Annotated in this window: 20 protein-coding genes; all 20 read left to right on the top strand. The window is 32.1% G+C overall.

Going from position 1 to position 19,166, the window contains the following annotated elements; translation table 11 throughout:
• Window positions 1-280 precede the first annotated feature (280 nt).
• A complete protein-coding gene (gene rpsA / locus IDG66_RS08185) occupies window positions 281-1,456 on the top strand; it encodes a 30S ribosomal protein S1 (RefSeq protein WP_000133954.1) in 1,176 nt (391 codons plus the stop codon).
• Window positions 1,457-1,677: 221 nt separating this feature from the next.
• Window positions 1,678-2,988 carry a ribosome biogenesis GTPase Der gene (der, locus tag IDG66_RS08180; RefSeq protein WP_000165530.1) on the top strand — a complete coding sequence of 437 codons (1,311 nt, stop codon included), beginning with the start codon at window positions 1,678-1,680 and terminating at the stop codon, window positions 2,986-2,988.
• 16 nt (window positions 2,989-3,004) lie between these two features.
• Window positions 3,005-4,003, top strand: a complete 999-nt coding sequence (locus IDG66_RS08175) for an NAD(P)H-dependent glycerol-3-phosphate dehydrogenase (protein ID WP_000161738.1) — start codon at window positions 3,005-3,007, stop codon at window positions 4,001-4,003.
• A 170-nt stretch (window positions 4,004-4,173) separates the two neighbouring features.
• Window positions 4,174-4,446, top strand: a complete 273-nt coding sequence (locus IDG66_RS08170; protein ID WP_001043863.1) for an HU family DNA-binding protein — start codon at window positions 4,174-4,176, stop codon at window positions 4,444-4,446.
• A gap of 430 nt (window positions 4,447-4,876) precedes the next feature.
• Window positions 4,877-5,449 (top strand): heptaprenyl diphosphate synthase component 1, encoded by a 573-nt coding sequence (locus IDG66_RS08165; RefSeq protein WP_000450555.1) that lies wholly within the window; start codon window positions 4,877-4,879, stop codon window positions 5,447-5,449.
• Between the two features lie 2 nt (window positions 5,450-5,451).
• Window positions 5,452-6,177, top strand: a complete 726-nt coding sequence (locus IDG66_RS08160; RefSeq protein ID WP_000774684.1) for a demethylmenaquinone methyltransferase — start codon at window positions 5,452-5,454, stop codon at window positions 6,175-6,177.
• A gap of 1 nt (window position 6,178) precedes the next feature.
• Window positions 6,179-7,138 (top strand): polyprenyl synthetase family protein, encoded by a 960-nt coding sequence (locus tag IDG66_RS08155; protein WP_001096470.1) that lies wholly within the window; start codon window positions 6,179-6,181, stop codon window positions 7,136-7,138.
• Between the two features lie 91 nt (window positions 7,139-7,229).
• A complete protein-coding gene (ndk, locus tag IDG66_RS08150; RefSeq protein ID WP_000442479.1) occupies window positions 7,230-7,679 on the top strand; it encodes a nucleoside-diphosphate kinase in 450 nt (149 codons plus the stop codon).
• Between the two features lie 209 nt (window positions 7,680-7,888).
• Window positions 7,889-8,089 (top strand): hypothetical protein, encoded by a 201-nt coding sequence (locus IDG66_RS08145; RefSeq protein ID WP_000789522.1) that lies wholly within the window; start codon window positions 7,889-7,891, stop codon window positions 8,087-8,089.
• A gap of 386 nt (window positions 8,090-8,475) precedes the next feature.
• Window positions 8,476-9,642 carry a chorismate synthase gene (aroC, locus tag IDG66_RS08140; protein WP_001269923.1) on the top strand — a complete coding sequence of 389 codons (1,167 nt, stop codon included), beginning with the start codon at window positions 8,476-8,478 and terminating at the stop codon, window positions 9,640-9,642.
• Between the two features lie 25 nt (window positions 9,643-9,667).
• Entirely contained in the window at window positions 9,668-10,732 is a 1,065-nt protein-coding gene (gene aroB, locus IDG66_RS08135; RefSeq protein ID WP_000776341.1) for a 3-dehydroquinate synthase, read from the top strand.
• A 9-nt stretch (window positions 10,733-10,741) separates the two neighbouring features.
• A complete protein-coding gene (gene aroA, locus IDG66_RS08130) occupies window positions 10,742-12,040 on the top strand; it encodes a 3-phosphoshikimate 1-carboxyvinyltransferase (RefSeq protein ID WP_000245895.1) in 1,299 nt (432 codons plus the stop codon).
• 6 nt (window positions 12,041-12,046) lie between these two features.
• Complete coding sequence (locus tag IDG66_RS08125) at window positions 12,047-13,291, top strand: tetratricopeptide repeat protein (protein ID WP_000389510.1); 1,245 nt, start codon at window positions 12,047-12,049, stop codon at window positions 13,289-13,291.
• A gap of 13 nt (window positions 13,292-13,304) precedes the next feature.
• Window positions 13,305-13,880 carry a YpiB family protein gene (locus IDG66_RS08120; RefSeq protein WP_000005212.1) on the top strand — a complete coding sequence of 192 codons (576 nt, stop codon included), beginning with the start codon at window positions 13,305-13,307 and terminating at the stop codon, window positions 13,878-13,880.
• Window positions 13,870-14,457 (top strand): DUF1405 domain-containing protein, encoded by a 588-nt coding sequence (locus IDG66_RS08115; RefSeq protein ID WP_000154680.1) that lies wholly within the window; start codon window positions 13,870-13,872, stop codon window positions 14,455-14,457. Before IDG66_RS08120 ends, IDG66_RS08115 begins: the two co-directional genes overlap by 11 nt.
• 71 nt (window positions 14,458-14,528) lie before the next feature.
• Window positions 14,529-15,209 carry a zinc metallopeptidase gene (locus IDG66_RS08110; RefSeq protein WP_031774998.1) on the top strand — a complete coding sequence of 227 codons (681 nt, stop codon included), beginning with the start codon at window positions 14,529-14,531 and terminating at the stop codon, window positions 15,207-15,209.
• A gap of 335 nt (window positions 15,210-15,544) precedes the next feature.
• On the top strand, window positions 15,545-15,862 hold the full coding sequence (locus IDG66_RS08105) for a nucleotide pyrophosphohydrolase (RefSeq protein WP_000839926.1): 318 nt from the start codon (window positions 15,545-15,547) through the stop codon (window positions 15,860-15,862).
• A 241-nt stretch (window positions 15,863-16,103) separates the two neighbouring features.
• Entirely contained in the window at window positions 16,104-17,246 is a 1,143-nt protein-coding gene (gene bshA, locus IDG66_RS08100) for an N-acetyl-alpha-D-glucosaminyl L-malate synthase BshA (RefSeq protein WP_000690035.1), read from the top strand.
• 4 nt (window positions 17,247-17,250) lie between these two features.
• Window positions 17,251-18,453: a CCA tRNA nucleotidyltransferase gene (locus IDG66_RS08095; protein ID WP_000361543.1), complete on the top strand. Its 1,203-nt coding sequence runs from the start codon at window positions 17,251-17,253 to the stop codon at window positions 18,451-18,453.
• Window positions 18,440-19,166 (top strand): biotin--[acetyl-CoA-carboxylase] ligase (locus tag IDG66_RS08090; protein WP_206172186.1); only part of this gene is annotated, 727 nt, incomplete at its 3' end. The genes IDG66_RS08095 and IDG66_RS08090, both read left to right, overlap by 14 nt.

Below are 19,166 nucleotides of genomic sequence, written 5' to 3'. Positions count from 1 at the left end.
AATATATCTTGTAGAGAACAATGAAATGACAGACTTATAAAACAAAATAGTAAGCTATGCTAATTTTTATACAAAAAATATGTATAAACATAGCAAACTGTATTACTTTGATACAAAAATGGTTGTAATAAATATTTATCGATATGACGACTTGAATATGATAAAGTGACATATTTATGTATATGACTATTTCGCAAAATGTAATCGAGGTAGAATTTCTTGACAATTCTGTCAGTTTATAAGATGTTATAAATATGTAGTGTATAAGGAGGCAAACAAGATGACTGAAGAATTCAATGAATCAATGATTAACGATATTAAAGAAGGTGACAAAGTCACTGGCGAGGTACAACAAGTTGAAGACAAGCAAGTTGTTGTTCATATCAACGGTGGTAAATTTAATGGGATTATTCCTATTAGTCAACTATCTACGCATCATATTGATAGCCCAAGTGAAGTTGTAAAAGAGGGCGACGAAGTTGAAGCATATGTCACTAAAGTTGAGTTTGATGAAGAAAATGAAACTGGAGCTTACATCTTATCTAGAAGACAACTTGAAACTGAGAAGTCTTATAGTTATTTACAAGAAAAATTAGATAATAATGAAATCATCGAAGCGAAAGTAACAGAAGTAGTTAAAGGTGGTTTGGTTGTTGATGTAGGACAAAGAGGTTTTGTTCCGGCTTCACTAATTTCAACAGACTTCATTGAGGATTTCTCTGTGTTTGATGGACAAACAATTCGTATTAAAGTTGAAGAATTGGATCCTGAAAATAATAGAGTCATTTTAAGCCGTAAAGCAGTTGAACAAGAAGAAAACGATGCTAAAAAAGATCAATTATTACAATCTTTAAATGAAGGCGATGTTATTGATGGTAAAGTAGCGCGTTTAACTCAATTTGGTGCATTTATAGACATTGGCGGTGTTGATGGTTTAGTGCATGTATCTGAACTTTCTCACGAACATGTTCAAACACCAGAAGAAGTAGTTTCAATTGGTCAAGATGTTAAAGTTAAAATTAAATCTATTGATAGAGATACAGAACGTATTTCATTATCAATCAAAGATACGTTACCAACACCTTTCGAAAATATTAAAGGTCAATTCCACGAAAATGATGTCATTGAAGGTGTCGTAGTAAGATTGGCAAACTTTGGTGCATTTGTTGAAATTGCACCAGGTGTACAAGGACTTGTACATATTTCTGAAATTGCACACAAACACATTGGTACGCCAGGTGAAGTGTTAGAACCTGGTCAACAAGTAAATGTTAAAATATTAGGTATTGATGAAGAGAATGAAAGAGTATCACTATCTATTAAAGCAACATTACCAAACGAAGATGTTGTTGAAAGTGATCCTTCTACGACTAAGGCGTACTTAGAAAACGAAGAAGAAGATAATCCAACAATTGGCGATATGATTGGTGATAAACTTAAAAATCTTAAACTATAATTTAATATTTAATAGTCAACTCCACATGTTTATGATTGCATGTGGAGTATTTTTATGTAACAAAATATACTCGGAATGATAACGTGGACAAATTTAACTAAGTGTTTAAAAAGATAAAGTTTTAAGTGCTGATTTTTATCATTACAGTAATAAACTCATTTTGAATACACAGTCTCATGTGATATTATTAAAAAGATATAAGAAAGAGAGGAAGTTAGCTTATGACTAAACCTATAGTAGCTATTGTAGGTAGGCCTAATGTAGGTAAATCTACAATTTTTAATAGAATAGTTGGAGAACGTGTTTCGATTGTGGAAGACACGCCAGGTGTAACACGAGATCGTATTTATTCTTCAGGTGAATGGTTAACACATGATTTCAATATTATTGATACAGGTGGTATTGAAATTGGTGATGCACCATTCCAAACACAAATTAGAGCGCAGGCAGAAATCGCCATAGATGAAGCGGATGTTATTATTTTTATGGTTAACGTGCGTGAAGGATTGACACAAAGCGATGAAATGGTCGCTCAAATTTTATACAAATCTAAAAAACCGGTCGTATTAGCGGTTAACAAAGTAGATAATATGGAAATGCGTACAGACGTGTATGATTTCTATTCATTAGGATTTGGTGAACCGTATCCGATATCAGGGTCACATGGTTTAGGTCTTGGTGACTTGTTAGATGCAGTTGTTTCTCATTTTGGTGAAGAGGAAGAAGATCCTTATGATGAAGATACAATTCGACTATCCATTATTGGACGACCAAACGTAGGTAAATCAAGTTTAGTAAATGCTATTTTAGGTGAAGATCGCGTTATCGTTTCTAATGTTGCAGGGACAACGAGAGACGCTATTGATACAGAGTATAGTTATGATGGACAAGATTATGTTTTAATCGATACTGCTGGTATGCGTAAAAAAGGAAAAGTATATGAATCAACTGAGAAATATTCAGTATTAAGAGCTTTAAAAGCGATTGAACGTTCAAATGTTGTTTTAGTGGTCATAGATGCAGAACAAGGCATCATTGAACAAGATAAACGTGTTGCAGGATATGCACATGAACAAGGTAAAGCAGTCGTGATTGTCGTAAATAAATGGGATACTGTGGAAAAAGATAGTAAAACGATGAAGAAATTTGAAGATGAAGTACGTAAAGAATTCCAATTTTTAGATTATGCACAAATTGCTTTTGTGTCTGCTAAAGAACGCACAAGATTACGTACATTATTCCCTTACATCAATGAAGCAAGTGAAAACCATAAAAAACGTGTTCAAAGTTCAACTTTAAATGAAGTTGTTACTGATGCAATTTCCATGAACCCTACACCAACAGACAAAGGTAGACGTTTGAATGTCTTTTATGCAACACAAGTTGCTATAGAACCACCGACATTTGTTGTATTTGTTAATGATGTAGAATTAATGCATTTTTCTTATAAACGCTATTTAGAGAATCAAATCCGTGCCGCTTTTGGTTTTGAAGGTACACCAATTCATATTATAGCTCGAAAGAGAAATTAACGATTGGGGGATAACAATGACTAAAATTACCGTTTTTGGTATGGGAAGTTTTGGGACAGCCCTTGCCAATGTTCTTGCAGAAAATGGACATGATGTTTTGATGTGGGGTAAAAATCAAGATGCTGTTGATGAATTAAATACATGTCATACAAATAAAAAGTATTTAAAATACGCGAAATTAGATGTTAACATCATCGCTACTTCAGATATGACCAAAGCAATTCAATTTGCAGATATTTACTTAATGGCTTTACCTACTAAAGCAATGCGAGAAGTTGCTTCTCAAATTAATGATAAGCTGACCTCTAAAAAGACTTTTATACATGTTGCTAAAGGTATTGAAAATGGGACGTTTAAACGTGTGTCAGAAATGATTGAAGATTCTATTTCACCTGAATATAATGCAGGTATTGGCGTGTTGTCAGGGCCAAGTCATGCGGAAGAAGTTGTAGTCAAGCAACCAACTACAGTTGCTGCTTCATCAAAAGATAAAAGTGTAAGTAAATTAACGCAAGATTTATTTATGAATGATTATTTGCGTGTGTACACGAATGATGACTTGATTGGTGTTGAACTTGGTGGTGCATTGAAAAATATCATCGCAGTAGCAAGTGGTATCGTAGCTGGAATTGGCTACGGTGATAATGCAAAAGCTGCATTAATGACTCGTGGTTTAGCGGAAATTAGTAGATTAGGTGAAAAGTTAGGTGCCGATCCTATGACATTTCTAGGTTTAGGTGGTATCGGTGACTTAATCGTTACTTGCACATCAACACATTCTCGAAATTTCACATTAGGATATAAACTTGGACAAGGTGAATCAATGGATCAAGCATTATCTGAAATGAATATGGTCGTTGAAGGTATTTATACAACTAAATCAGTTTATCATTTAGCTAAAGAAAAAAATGTGGATATGCCAATTACAAATGCATTATATAGAGTATTATTTGAAAATATCTCAGTAAAAGAATGCGTAAAAGATTTAATGGAGCGCGATAAAAAATCTGAATAAAATGTGTATTATTACACATATACGGCTAATAATTACGTAAAATGAATAGAAATGGCTTAAATTCAACGTTTTTGCCACATAAATAATTGCGATTTATGTAATGCTTGTGTTAAAGTTTTACCATAATGATATAAACATATCATTATCAAACCTCAGGAGGTGAATGTCTAATGAACAAAACAGATTTAATCAATGCAGTTGCAGAGCAAGCTGATTTAACTAAAAAAGAAGCTGGTTCAGCAGTAGATGCTGTATTCGAATCAATCCAAAACTCACTTGCTAAAGGTGAAAAAGTACAATTAATTGGTTTCGGTAACTTTGAGGTACGTGAACGTGCTGCACGTAAAGGTCGTAACCCTCAAACTGGTAAAGAAATTGATATCCCAGCAAGTAAAGTTCCAGCATTCAAAGCTGGTAAAGCATTAAAAGATGCTGTAAAATAATTTTACTTAAAAAGCCCTGAATAAGGGCTTTTTATTTTGCTTTTAATACTTACAACCTGTACATAAATTGTAATGTTCTTCTAAGTTTTTAATCTTTGGAACATTCATTGTTTAAGCGTTCAAAATTTTACATGACATAATAGTTTTGATAAAAATAGCAACTACAAAATATACATATGAATAATGAGATTAATTGTTAGCGTTGAATTTACTTAAAAGGTAACCATGTCTACTATAGTATTTTATGTTATTTAAAAAGATGAATAATGTAAATGAAGTAAAGGTTATTATGAGAATTACAAAAGCTACATAAATTACTGTTAGTTTAAATTGAAATTTAAAAATGATAAGTAATCTTAATGCTTCAAAAGATTTTAATTTCTTACATATAATGTTAATATGAATAGTGATAATATCGTGAGGTGTAGACATGGAAACAACTGTTAGCAAATTGGAAAGACAAATAGAAGAAAGATTAAAGGGTGTATCAGAATATGAATCCATTAATATTAATCATCGGTTAGGTAAGTTACTTGATTCATATGATATTCCAGATGTTGCCAAAGTAGCATGCCTCACAATTGACACATCAATGAGACACCTTGATGACATTACATATAATCATTTGTCTAAACATTCCATTTTGATTGGAGATTTAATTAGTGCACATTTTTATACGCTACTAGCAGAAATCAATGATTTATCATTTCAAAATGAAATTAGTAAAGCAATTGTTGAAATTAATGAATTGAAATCTTCATTACATCATCAAGCTTTAAATGATTATGAAATTTCTCAAGCAATAGTAAAAATTGAAACACTTTTCCCATATATTACGTTATCTCATTTCGGTATCAATATTGATGAGTCGGAAATATATAATTATTTATTTGAAGATATGTCTGATTACTATCCATCATACTTCAAGAAATATAATCAAAGTGAAGTAAAGCATTACTTACACGATATCCAAAAAAGTTATTTAAAAAGTAGAGGTAATTAAGCATGGCTGACAATAAAGCAAATAAAGAGCAAGTACATCGCGTTTTTCAAAATATTTCAAAAAAATATGATAGATTAAATAATATTATTAGTTTTGAGCAGCATAAAGTATGGAGAAAACGCGTCATGAAAGACATGGGCGTTAGAAAAGGGACGAAAGCATTAGATGTTTGTTGTGGTACTGGTGATTGGACAATCGCATTAAGCAAAGCTGTAGGACCAACAGGTGAAGTTACTGGTATTGACTTTAGTGAGAATATGTTAGAAGTAGGAAAAGAAAAAACTGCTTCAATGGAAAATGTTAAACTTGTTCATGGTGATGCAATGGAATTGCCGTTTGAAGACAATTCTTTTGATTATGTAACAATTGGGTTTGGATTAAGGAATGTGCCAGACTATTTAGTCGCGTTAAAAGAAATGAATAGAGTACTTAAACCAGGTGGTATGGTGGTATGTCTTGAAACGAGCCAACCAACTTTGCCAGTCTTTAAACAAATGTATGCATTATACTTTAAATTTGTTATGCCTATTTTTGGGAAATTATTTGCAAAATCAAAAGAAGAATATGAATGGTTACAGCAATCTACGTTTAATTTTCCTGGAAAAGAAGAGTTGAAGCGCATGTTTGAAGAAGCGGGTTTCATAAATGTAAGAGTACGTAGTTTTACAGGGGGCGTTGCTGCAATGCACCTTGGCTATAAAGAAAAAGATAATACCAAAGGTGATTAACGTGGCAAAGTTAAACATGAACAATGAAATTAAGAAAGTGGAACAACGACTTGAAAAGGCAATAAAAAGTAAAGATTCTGTATTAGAACAGGCATCATTACACTTATTGTCTTCTGGTGGTAAAAGAGTACGCCCAGCATTTGTAATTCTGAGTAGCCAATTTGGCAAAGATGAACAAACGTCTGAACAAACGTATCAAGTTGCAGTCGCATTAGAGTTAATTCATATGGCAACACTTGTTCATGATGACGTTATTGATAAAAGCGACAAGCGTCGAGGCAAGTTAACCATATCAAAGAAATGGGATCAGACAACTGCTATTTTAACTGGGAATTTTTTATTGGCATTAGGACTTGAACACTTAATGGCCGTTAAAGATAATCGTGTACATCAATTGATATCTGAATCTATCGTTGATGTTTGTAGAGGGGAACTTTTCCAATTTCAAGACCAATTTAACAGTCAACAGACAATTATCAATTATTTACGACGTATCAATCGCAAAACAGCACTGTTAATTCAAATATCAACTGAAGTTGGTGCAATTACATCTCAATCTGATAAAGAGACTGTACGAAAATTGAAAATGATTGGTCATTATATAGGTATGAGCTTCCAAATCATTGATGATGTATTAGACTTCACAAGTACCGAAAAGAAATTAGGTAAGCCGGTCGGAAGTGATTTGCTTAATGGTCATATTACGTTACCGATTTTATTAGAAATGCGTAAAAACCCAGACTTCAAATTGAAAATTGAGCAATTACGACGTGACAGCGATCGAAAAGAATTTGAAGAATGTATTCAAATTATTAGAAAGTCTGACAGTATTAATGAATCTAAAGCAGTAAGTTCGAAGTATTTAAGTAAAGCTTTGGATTTGATTTCTGAGTTACCAGATGGACATCCGAAATCACTACTTTTAAGTTTGACGAAAAAAATGGGTTCAAGAAACACGTAGTATTTATGAAAAGTATTGAAAGCGCTTTACCAACCTGTTAATATATAATAGTAATATACATAAACCTATTAAACACAGGGGGATACATAAAGTGGAACGTACATTTTTAATGATTAAACCAGATGCAGTACAAAGAAATCTAATTGGTGAAGTAATTTCAAGAATTGAAAGAAAAGGACTAAAACTTGTCGGTGGTAAATTAATGCAAGTACCAATGGAACTTGCTGAAACACATTATGGTGAACACCAAGGTAAACCATTTTATAATGATTTAATTTCATTTATTACATCAGCACCAGTGTTCGCAATGGTAGTTGAAGGTGAAGATGCAGTTAATGTATCTAGACATATTATTGGCAGCACCAATCCTTCAGAAGCTTCACCAGGATCAATTAGAGGTGATTTAGGTTTAACTGTTGGTAGAAATATCATTCACGGTTCAGATTCATTAGATTCTGCTGAACGTGAAATTAATTTATGGTTTAATGAAAATGAAATTACTAGCTATGCTTCACCACGTGATGCATGGTTATATGAATAAAATTTAAACTGTAAACCTTTACGATTTATTTATAAAGGTAGAAAGGGTTTTGTTATGTGGTTAGTCATTATGATTATACATAACAAGGCCCGTTTTTTATGTTGTAGTAAATTACTTGAAAAATTTTATAGTTTTTTTGGTAACACGTATTAAAAAGAGAGGAATATTCTTTATCAAATGAAACTAAACAGAGAGAAGGGGTTGTTAAAATGAAGAATATTATTTCGATTATTTTGGGGATTTTAATGTTCTTAAAATTAATGGAATTACTATATGGTGCTATATTTTTAGATAAACCACTTAATCCTATAACAAAAATTATTTTTATACTGACTCTCATTTATATTTTTTATGTATTAGTAAAAGAATTGATTATATTTTTGAAGTCAAAGTATAACAAAAGCGCTTAACATATGTATATTTTTAATATCATAATTTTTTTAAACGGACTGATTAACTTTATTAATAATTAACAGTTCGTTCTTTTGTATTAAGAAATGTAGTCAGTATATTATTTGCTAAAGTTGCGATACGATTATTTTAAAACGGCTAATCATTTTTAATTAATGATTATATGATGCAACTGTTTAGAAATTCATGATACTTTTCTACAGACGAATATATTATAATTAATTTTAGTTCGTTTAATATTAAGATAATTCTGACATTTAAAATGAGATGTCATCCATTTTCTTAATTAAGCTTGAAAACAAACATTTATGAATCCACAATGAATGTGATAAGATTAACAACATATTATAATGTTATTGCGGAAGTATGAAAGGAGCGAGTGTGTATGAGATATCTAACTTCTGGAGAATCACATGGACCTCAATTAACAGTTATTGTCGAAGGTATACCAGCAAATTTAGAAATTAAAGTTGAAGATATTAATAAAGAAATGTTCAAGCGTCAAGGTGGTTATGGTCGTGGCCGACGCATGCAAATTGAGAAAGATACAGTAGAAATAGTATCAGGCGTTAGAAATGGTTATACATTAGGTAGTCCAATTACTATGGTTGTAACCAATGATGACTTTACGCATTGGAGAAAAATTATGGGAGCAGCTCCAATAAGTGAAGAAGAACGTGAAAATATGAAACGTACTATTACAAAACCAAGACCTGGTCATGCAGATTTGGTTGGAGGTATGAAATATAATCATCGTGATTTACGAAATGTGCTAGAGCGATCATCTGCTAGAGAAACAGCAGCTCGAGTTGCAGTCGGTGCCTTATGTAAAGTGTTATTACAACAGTTAGATATCGATATATACAGTCGTGTTGTTGAAATAGGTGGAATTAAAGATAAAGATTTTTATGATTCAAAAACATTTAAAGCAAATCTTGATCGTAATGATGTTCGTGTAATTGATGACAGTATCGCACAAGCAATGCGAGATAAAATTGACGAAGCTAAAAACGATGGTGATTCAATAGGGGGAGTAGTTCAAGTTGTAGTTGAAAATATGCCTGTTGGTGTAGGTAGTTATGTACATTATGATCGTAAATTAGATGGAAGAATAGCACAGGGTGTCGTTAGTATTAATGCATTTAAAGGTGTAAGTTTTGGAGAAGGATTTAAAGCAGCTGAAAAGCCTGGTAGCGAAATTCAAGACGAAATTCTCTACAATACTGAATTGGGCTATTATCGTGGGTCAAATCACTTAGGTGGTTTAGAAGGCGGTATGTCAAATGGAATGCCAATTATCGTTAATGGTGTAATGAAACCAATTCCAACGTTATATAAACCATTAAATTCAGTAGACATTAATACTAAAGAAGACTTTAAAGCAACAATTGAACGTTCTGATAGTTGTGCTGTTCCTGCAGCAAGTATCGTCTGCGAACATGTCGTAGCATTTGAAATTGCGAAAGCATTATTGGAAGAATTCCAATCAAATCATATTGAGCAACTTAAACAACAAATTATTGAGCGCAGACAATTAAATATTGAGTTTTAACAACAAGAACAATTGAGGTGTAATCATGAAATTACAAACAACATACCCTTCAAATAATTATCCAATATATGTTGAACGCGGTGCAATTGACCATATTAGCACGTATATTGATCAGTTTGATCAAAGTTTTATATTAATTGATGAATATGTAAATCAATATTTTGCGAATAAATTTGATGATATTTTATCATATGAAAATGTGCATAAAGTCATTATTCCAGCAGGTGAAAAGACAAAAACATTTCATCAATATCAAGAAACATTAGAGTATATTTTATCCCATCATGTGACTCGTAATACAGCAATTATTGCTGTTGGTGGTGGTGCAACTGGTGATTTTGCAGGATTTGTAGCAGCAACACTATTAAGAGGTGTCCATTTTATACAAGTTCCTACAACGATTTTGGCGCATGATTCTAGTGTTGGCGGTAAAGTGGGTATTAACTCAAAACAAGGTAAAAACCTTATCGGTGCATTTTATCGTCCAACTGCTGTGATTTATGATTTAGACTTTTTAAAGACGTTACCATTTGAGCAAATATTAAGTGGCTATGCAGAAGTTTATAAGCATGCGTTATTGAATGGTGAATCAACGACGCAAGAAATCGAACAGCACTTTAAAGATAGAGAGATATTACAGTCATTAAATGGTATGGATAAATATATTGCTAAAGGTATTGAAACGAAGCTGGATATTGTTGTTGCAGATGAAAAAGAACAAGGTGTACGTAAATTTTTAAATTTAGGTCATACATTTGGGCATGCTGTTGAATACTATCATAAAATACCTCATGGTCATGCAGTGATGGTTGGCATTATCTATCAATTTATAGTTGCGAATGCTTTGTTTGATTCTAAGCATGAAATTAATCATTATATTCAATATTTAATACAACTCGGTTATCCTTTAGACATGATAACTGACTTGGATTTTGAAACGTTATACGAATATATGCTAAGTGATAAAAAGAATGATAAGCAAGGTGTACAAATGGTCTTGATTAGACAATTTGGAGATATCGTTGTACAACATGTTGATCAACTAACATTACAACATGCATGTGAACAATTAAAAACATATTTTAAGTAGGTGAATGAAATGGTAAATGAACAAATCATTGATATTTCAGGTCCGTTAAAGGGCGAAATAGAAGTGCCGGGCGATAAGTCAATGACACACCGTGCAATCATGTTGGCGTCGCTAGCTGAAGGTGTATCTACTATATATAAGCCACTACTTGGCGAAGATTGTCGTCGTACGATGGACATTTTCCGACTGTTAGGTGTAGAAATCAAAGAAGATGATGAAAAATTAGTTGTGACTTCCCCAGGATATCAATCTTTTAACACGCCACATCAAGTATTGTATACAGGTAATTCTGGTACGACAACACGATTATTGGCAGGTTTGTTAAGTGGTTTAGGTATTGAAAGTGTTTTGTCTGGCGATGTTTCAATTGGTAAAAGGCCAATGGATCGTGTCTTGAGACCATTGAAACTTATGGATGCGAATATTGAAGGTATTGAAGATAATTATACACCATTAATTATTAAGCCATCTGTCATAAAAGGTATAAATTATCAAATGGAAGTTGCAAGTGCACAAGTAAAAAGTGCCATTTTATTTGCAAGTTTGTTTTCTAAGGAACCGACCATCATTAAAGAATTAGATGTAAGTCGAAATCATACTGAGACGATGTTCAAACATTTTAATATTCCAATTGAAGCAGAAGGGTTATCAATTAATACAACCCCTGAAGCAATTCGATACATTAAACCTGCAGATTTTCATGTTCCTGGCGATATTTCATCTGCAGCGTTCTTTATTGTTGCAGCACTTATCACACCAGGAAGTGATGTAACAATTCATAATGTTGGAATCAATCCAACACGTTCAGGTATTATTGATATTGTTGAAAAAATGGGCGGTAATATCCAACTTTTCAATCAAACAACTGGTGCTGAACCTACTGCTTCTATTCGTATTCAATACACACCAATGCTTCAACCAATAACAATCGAAGGAGAATTAGTTCCAAAAGCAATTGATGAACTGCCTGTAATAGCATTACTTTGTACACAAGCAGTTGGCACGAGTACAATTAAAGATGCCGAGGAATTAAAAGTAAAAGAAACAAATAGAATTGATACAACGGCTGATATGTTAAACTTGTTAGGGTTTGAATTACAACCAACTAATGATGGATTGATTATTCATCCGTCAGAATTTAAAACAAATGCAACAGTTGATAGTTTAACTGATCATCGAATAGGAATGATGCTTGCAGTTGCTTCTCTACTTTCAAGCGAGCCTGTCAAAATCAAACAATTTGATGCTGTAAATGTATCATTTCCAGGATTTTTACCAAAACTAAAGCTTTTAGAAAATGAGGGATAATATAAAATGGAAGATATCTATAAATTAATAGACGATATCAATCTACAAAAACTAGAAAATTTAGACTCTCGTGTTAATGAAGCAATAACTACTGACAACGATGACGCATTATTTATTCTAGGAGAGACACTTTACAATTTTGGATTAATGCCACAAGGTTTGGAAGTATTTCGCGTGTTATATCACAAATATCCAGACGAAAGTGAATTGCTGATTTATTTTATTGAAGGTTTAATGTCTGAAAATCAAACTGACGAAGCGTTAGAATATTTAAGTTATGTTGAACCATCACCTGAAAAGTTGATGTTAGAAGCAGATTTATATCAACAAATTAATATGATGGAAGTTGCTATTGCTAAATTACAAGAAGCACTTGAACTAGAGCCAAATGATCCAATAATCCATTTTGCATTGGCTGAAATGTTATATTATGATGGTCAATATTTACGTGCTACCTCTGAATACGAAACCGTTTTAGAAACTGGTGAATATCAAGTTAATGGTGTAAACTTATTCTCTCGTATGGCAGATTGTAGTTTACAAAGTGGTAACTATAGTGATGCGATTCGCTTATACGATGAAATTAATGAAGATGAAATGACTTCAGAAGATTATCTCAAAAAAGCCATTTCTTACGATAAAAATGACATCACTCAAGAAGCAATTAAAATAATGACTACATTACTTTCTAAAGATCCTGATTATATTCAAGGCTACTTGTATTTACAATCATTATATGAAAATGAAAAAAATTATCCAGATGCCATTGAGACGGGTAAAGAAGGATTACGACTAAGTCAATTTTATAAAGAGTTAATGTATACAACTGGATGTTTGGAAATAGAACACGGCGATGCTAATGAAGGTGTATTATTGTTAAGACAAGCATTAGAGGTTGATAATGCTTACCAAGAACCTTTATTGATTTTAAGCGATTTATATCGTAATGAAGAAGATTATGAAGCAATCATTGAATTATTAACATATGTAGATGAAGAAGATTTGGATCCTACATTCATGTGGCATTTAGCGTTCGCCTATGGTCAAGAAGAGCGAGATAAAGAAGCTCAACATTTCTTTGAATTAGCATATCCAACGATGAAAACAAATATTGATTTTATGAGTGATTATTATTTCTATTTAACTGAAATTGGTCAAAAGGAACAAGCAATTACTATTTTAAATCAATTGTTGGAACTAGAGCCAAGTAACGAAAATTGGCATGACGAATTATCAAGATTGCAATCTTAAAATGGGGTATTTGATGTCAGAGACACTCAATCAAATTAAAGAAAGTTTTATTGAATATTTACTTTTTCAATATCGATTTAAGTCGCGTATTGCAGTTTGGGTGCTTAACTATATAAAAGTGAATGAGGCGAAATTGGCAAACATTCATTTTGTAGATACAAAAATTAATCATCATGAAACATTAGAAATTGCAGAAGTGGGAAGTCACGCTTCTGCAATTCAATTTACTAAGCGTAATATAAAGTTAATGAATACAAATGAAATATTTGATTATATCGCTAATCATAACTGTGCTTTTGATATTCAAATTCACTTCGCAAACGTGTCAAAGCGTGAGCAAAGGCTAGATGATTTAATAGTTGCTCAACTAACGGAATCGCCCAGTTATCAAACTTATCTTCATGACTTAAATAGTATGGCTATAGATCGGCATAAACATGCGTTATTAATAGATTACTTGTTACACAATATTGATTTAAGTTTACAGATGAATGAAAAGCAACGTTTTTATCAACTAACGCAAATTTTAAATACACTCAAGCTAGTAAATAAACATAATCAATTTGAGGACTTAGCAGATGACGATTAATACATTTTGGCAATATACACTTTATCAACGTTCTTGGTTAATGATGCTACTCATTTGTAATATATTAGGGATGATTTATGGTTATATATGGTATGGTGAACAATTAAGTCATACGCCGTGGCATTTTAAGATTTTTGTTCCAGATAGCCCAACTGCAATATTATTCTTAGTTATTTCTATCTCAATGATATTAATCCAAAAACAAAATAGTATTATCGATGCACTGGCATTTGTAACATTATTCAAATATGGGATTTGGGCAGTTATTATGAATATATTATTTATTATTGAACAAGGTGATATTACAGTAAATGGCCTGATATTAATGTTTTCCCACAGTATAATGGCCGTTCAGGCAATTTACTTCTATCCTAGGTTTAAACGTTCTATGATTGGAATCAGTGTAGCGATGACTTGGGTATTTTTGAATGATTATATTGACTATTTTCACCTTCAATTTCCATATTATGATTTTATAACTACACATGTGTGGCAAATTGGTGTATTATCATGTTGTCTGAGTGTTTTTGGACTTTTGCTTTATATTGAATTAAACAAATTATTAAAGTGTAAATGATTTGATAAAAACGGCAAATGACAGTAAAATATTTATAAAGGAGAGTGAGTTTATTGTCTTCAATTTTTACTATGATAATTTATTTCGTAATATTAATGGTGCTTCCTTTATGGGCACAACACAAAGTTAAATCTAACTATGAGAAATATTCACAAGTTAGATCAACTAGTGGTAAAACGGGTCGTGAAGTTGCATTAGAAATTTTACATGCAAACGGTATTTATGATGTCGAAGTTGTTAAAGGTGAAGGATTCTTAACAGATCATTACGATCCTAAAAAGAAAGTTGTTTCACTATCTCCTGCAAACTATGACAGACCATCAGTTGCTGGAACTGCAATTGCAGCCCACGAAGTTGGTCATGCCATTCAAGATCACCAAGGATATTGGTTCTTAAGATTCAGAGCAGCATTAGTACCTGTTGCAAACCTAGGGAGTTCATTAAGTTATATGATCATCATGTTAGGTATTATCTTAACAGCGATAGGTAGTGCATTTGGTTCAACTGCTTTATGGATTGGTGCTGGTTTAATGTCATTAGCGGTATTATTCTCAATTGTTACGTTACCAGTTGAGTTTGATGCGAGTTCAAGAGCGATGAAACAAATTACGGCATTGAACATTGTAAATGAAAAAGAATACAAGCATGCGCGTAAAGTATTATCTGCAGCAGCAATGACTTATGTTGCAGCAACTGCTGTCGCTGTAGCAGAGCTTGTACGTATCATTTTGCTTGCGCGTTCAAGTGATTAATCTTATAGATTAACAATTAACTTAAATTAGACACTTATTAACTAGCTAATCACATTTTGTGTGGTTGCTAGTTTTTTTGTGCTTATTTTTCTAATGGTAGATTATTCACTATATTATTTTATTGTAGTAGTACGTATCATAAAGTTATAATCCCATTTTCAATTGATTTAATTTAGTTAGGAATGCATTACATTTATATAAACTGAATTATTAAACTTCTAAAATAAACAACTTGTCATCTAGTTTAGCTAGAGTCAGTAGATTGCACTAAACATGCATGAGACTTCAAATTGATATATACTATATTAGAAATGCAATATAAGGAGAACGTAGAAATGAAATCAATGGTAGAAATGCAACGTGAAGTTGATGAATATATTGGACAATTTAAAACAGGATATTTTTCACCATTAGCTAACTTAGCTAGATTGACTGAAGAAGTGGGCGAACTTGCACGTGAAATAAATCATACCTATGGTGAAAAAAAGAAGAAAGATTCAGAGGAAGCAAATACGATTAAAGCAGAATTAGGTGATAATTTATTTGTGTTGTTATGTTTAGCGAATTCAATGGGAATAGATATGACAGAGAGCTTTAATGAAACTATGGAAAAGTTTAATACAAGAGATAAAAATCGATTCGAAAGAAAGTGAATATAAAAATATATGCTTTATTTGGATTTGATTAAGATTAAAAACATCCATCAATGAATTGCATCGCATGAAATCATATTATTTTTAAAGTAAATATAACTAGATAAATGAATATATATACAACACCTGTTTTTTAGATATTTGAAATTATAAACTCAACATTACTATAAACTTAAATTTAAACAATTATCTACGCATCGAGAATAATAGAGAGAAATAGAAAGAAAGGATGGGCAAGCGAATGAAGATAGGTATAACATGTTACCCGTCCATGGGTGGTTCTGGAATTATTGCCACAGAATTAGGAATTAAATTAGCAGAGCGAGGTCACGAAGTACATTTTATCACTTCAAATATCCCGTTTAGAATAAGAAAACCATTACCGAATATGATTTTTCATCAAGTTGAAGTGAATCAATATGCAGTATTTCAGTATCCACCGTATGATATTACGTTAAGTACTAAAATCGCTGAAGTTATTAAAGAATATGGTCTTGATTTGTTGCATATGCACTATGCTGTACCTCATGCAATTTGTGGGATTTTAGCTCGTGAGATGTCAGGTAAAGATATAAAAATTATGACAACGCTACACGGTACTGATATTACTGTTTTGGGCTATGATCATTCACTCCAAGGTGCAATTAAATTTGGCATTGAAAAAAGTGATATTGTGACAAGTGTGAGTAAATCTTTAGCACAAGAAACACATGAAATTATTGAAACTAACAAAGAAATTATACCGATTTATAATTTTGTACGTGAAAATGAGTTTCCAACTAAACATAACACAGCATTAAAATCACAATTTGGTATAGCACCAGATGAAAAAGTGTTAATACATGTATCGAATTTTAGACAAGTAAAACGCATAGATACTATTATAGAAACATTTGCAAAAGTACGTGAAAAGATACCTAGTAAATTAATTTTACTTGGAGATGGTCCTGAATTAGTGCCAATGCGTCAATTGACGAAAGAGTTAAACGTAGAAGAGGATGTTTTATTTTTAGGGAAACAAGATTGCGTAAGTGAATTTTACCAATTATCTGACTTAGTATTATTATTAAGTGAAAAAGAAAGCTTTGGACTAACTTTACTTGAGGCTATGAAAACAGGCGTCGTTCCAATTGGTTCAAATGCCGGTGGAATTAAAGAGGTTATTAAACATGGTGAAACTGGATTTGTCGTAGATGTGGGTGATTGTGATTCAGCGAGTGACTATGCTATCCGATTACTTGAAGATAAGGTGTTATACAACAAACTTCAGAAAAACATGCTAGCAGATATTGCTGAACGTTTTGGATCAGAACTTATTACAGATCAATATGAGTATTATTATCAAAAAATGCTAAATGAGCATAACAAAAGTAAAGGCGAGTAATAATATGGATAAATCATTATTTGAACAGGCAAGGCCTATATTAGAACAAATTCAAGACAATGGTTTTGAAGCATATTATGTAGGTGGCTCTGTAAGAGATTATGTCATGGGAAGAAATATTCATGATATAGATATCACAACAAGTGCAACGCCGGATGAAATAGAATCTATCTTTAGTCATACGATACCTGTAGGTAAAGAACATGGCACGATAAATGTAGTTTTTAATGATGAAAATTATGAAGTGACAACATTCCGGGCTGAAGAAGATTATGTCGATCACCGTAGACCAAGTGGTGTTACATTTGTTCGTGATTTATACGAAGATTTGCAACGACGAGATTTCACGATGAATGCGATAGCAATGGATACAGCATACAAATTGTATGATTATTTTGATGGTCAACAAGATATTAATAATCGAATAATAAGAACTGTAGGTATAGCTGAGGAACGATTCCAAGAAGATGCTTTACGTATGATTCGATGTTTAAGGTTCCAGTCACAATTATCATTTGATATTGCAACGGAAACATTCGAAGCGATGCGTATACAAATGGCAGATATTAAATTTTTATCAATTGAGCGTATAGTGATTGAACTAACTAAATTAATGCGAGGTATTAATGTTGAAAAGAGTTTTAATCATTTAAAATCGCTGAAAGCATTTAATTATATGCCGTATTTCGAACATCTTGATATGAATCAAATTAATGTAACTGAAGCAATTGATTTAGAATTGTTGATTGCTATAGTATCAGTTAAATTTGATATTAATTACTCATTGAAGCCTTTAAAGCTAAGTAACCGACAAGTAAAAGATATCAATCAATATATTCAAATTATGAATGCATTACCAAGTATTATTACAAAAGAACAATTAAAAATGTTTGTTTATGATTATGATACGCATCTCATTAAAAATGTAATGGTTGCAGCAGACGTGATAAAGGCAAATGATATTCAAGGACATGAACCATTAATCGTTAACCTTCAAACGATTGATGAAACATTACATCGTTTACCTATGCATAATAGAAAAGACATGATGGTTAATGGCGGTGTACTTATGGCACATTTAAATGCCAAAAGTGGTCCGTGGTTAAAAGATGTGCTAAGACAAATTGAGATAGCGATTGTAACAGGTAAAGTAAGCAACGAAGAAACTGAAATTTTGAAATGGGTGGATAATCATGTCAAAATATAGTCAAGATGTACTTCAATTACTCTATAAAAATAAACCGAATTATATATCTGGACAAAGCATTGCGGAATCACTTAATATATCGCGCACTGCAGTAAAAAAAGTGATTGACCAATTAAAGTTAGAGGGATGTAAAATAGATTCAGTAAATCATAAAGGGCATTTATTACAACAGCTCCCAGATATTTGGTATCAAGGTATAATAGACCAATATACAAAAAGTTCTGCTTTGTTTGATTTTAGTGAAGTATACGATTCAATAGATTCTACACAACTTGCTGCGAAAAAGTCACTTGTTGGAAATCAATCTTCATTTTTTATCTTGAGTGATGAACAAACGAAAGGTCGTGGGCGATTTAATAGACATTGGAGTTCTTCAAAAGGGCAAGGACTTTGGATGTCTGTCGTGTTAAGACCTAACGTTGCATTCTCAATGATATCTAAATTTAATTTATTTATTGCATTAGGGATAAGAGATGCGATTCAACATTTTAGTCAAGATGAAGTCAAAGTGAAATGGCCGAATGATATATATATTGATAATGGTAAAGTGTGTGGTTTCTTAACTGAAATGGTTGCTAATAATGATGGTATAGAAGCAATAATATGTGGTATAGGTATTAATTTGACGCAACAACTAGAAAACTTTGATGAAAGTATTAGACATAGAGCAACAAGTGTACAATTACATGATAAAAATAAATTAGATAGATATC

Source organism: Staphylococcus sp. EG-SA-18, from assembly GCF_017151825.1.
Taxonomy (GTDB): Bacteria; Bacillota; Bacilli; order Staphylococcales; family Staphylococcaceae; genus Staphylococcus; species Staphylococcus aureus.
This window is presented reverse-complemented; position numbering and strand designations above follow the sequence as displayed.

Bases quoted from the DNA above. Each gene is read 5' to 3' on its own strand.
- rpsA (WP_000133954.1), top strand. From the start codon at position 281: ATGACTGAAGAATTCAATGAATCAATGATTAACGATATTAAAGAAGGT.
- der (WP_000165530.1), top strand. From the start codon at position 1,678: ATGACTAAACCTATAGTAGCTATTGTAGGTAGGCCTAATGTAGGTAAA.
- IDG66_RS08175 (WP_000161738.1), top strand. From the start codon at position 3,005: ATGACTAAAATTACCGTTTTTGGTATGGGAAGTTTTGGGACAGCCCTT.
- IDG66_RS08170 (WP_001043863.1), top strand. From the start codon at position 4,174: ATGAACAAAACAGATTTAATCAATGCAGTTGCAGAGCAAGCTGATTTA.
- IDG66_RS08165 (WP_000450555.1), top strand. From the start codon at position 4,877: ATGGAAACAACTGTTAGCAAATTGGAAAGACAAATAGAAGAAAGATTA.
- IDG66_RS08160 (WP_000774684.1), top strand. From the start codon at position 5,452: ATGGCTGACAATAAAGCAAATAAAGAGCAAGTACATCGCGTTTTTCAA.
- IDG66_RS08145 (WP_000789522.1), top strand. From the start codon at position 7,889: ATGAAGAATATTATTTCGATTATTTTGGGGATTTTAATGTTCTTAAAA.
- aroC (WP_001269923.1), top strand. From the start codon at position 8,476: ATGAGATATCTAACTTCTGGAGAATCACATGGACCTCAATTAACAGTT.
- aroB (WP_000776341.1), top strand. From the start codon at position 9,668: ATGAAATTACAAACAACATACCCTTCAAATAATTATCCAATATATGTT.
- aroA (WP_000245895.1), top strand. From the start codon at position 10,742: ATGGTAAATGAACAAATCATTGATATTTCAGGTCCGTTAAAGGGCGAA.
- IDG66_RS08125 (WP_000389510.1), top strand. From the start codon at position 12,047: ATGGAAGATATCTATAAATTAATAGACGATATCAATCTACAAAAACTA.
- IDG66_RS08120 (WP_000005212.1), top strand. From the start codon at position 13,305: ATGTCAGAGACACTCAATCAAATTAAAGAAAGTTTTATTGAATATTTA.
- IDG66_RS08115 (WP_000154680.1), top strand. From the start codon at position 13,870: ATGACGATTAATACATTTTGGCAATATACACTTTATCAACGTTCTTGG.
- IDG66_RS08110 (WP_031774998.1), top strand. From the start codon at position 14,529: ATGATAATTTATTTCGTAATATTAATGGTGCTTCCTTTATGGGCACAA.
- IDG66_RS08105 (WP_000839926.1), top strand. From the start codon at position 15,545: ATGAAATCAATGGTAGAAATGCAACGTGAAGTTGATGAATATATTGGA.
- bshA (WP_000690035.1), top strand. From the start codon at position 16,104: ATGAAGATAGGTATAACATGTTACCCGTCCATGGGTGGTTCTGGAATT.
- IDG66_RS08095 (WP_000361543.1), top strand. From the start codon at position 17,251: ATGGATAAATCATTATTTGAACAGGCAAGGCCTATATTAGAACAAATT.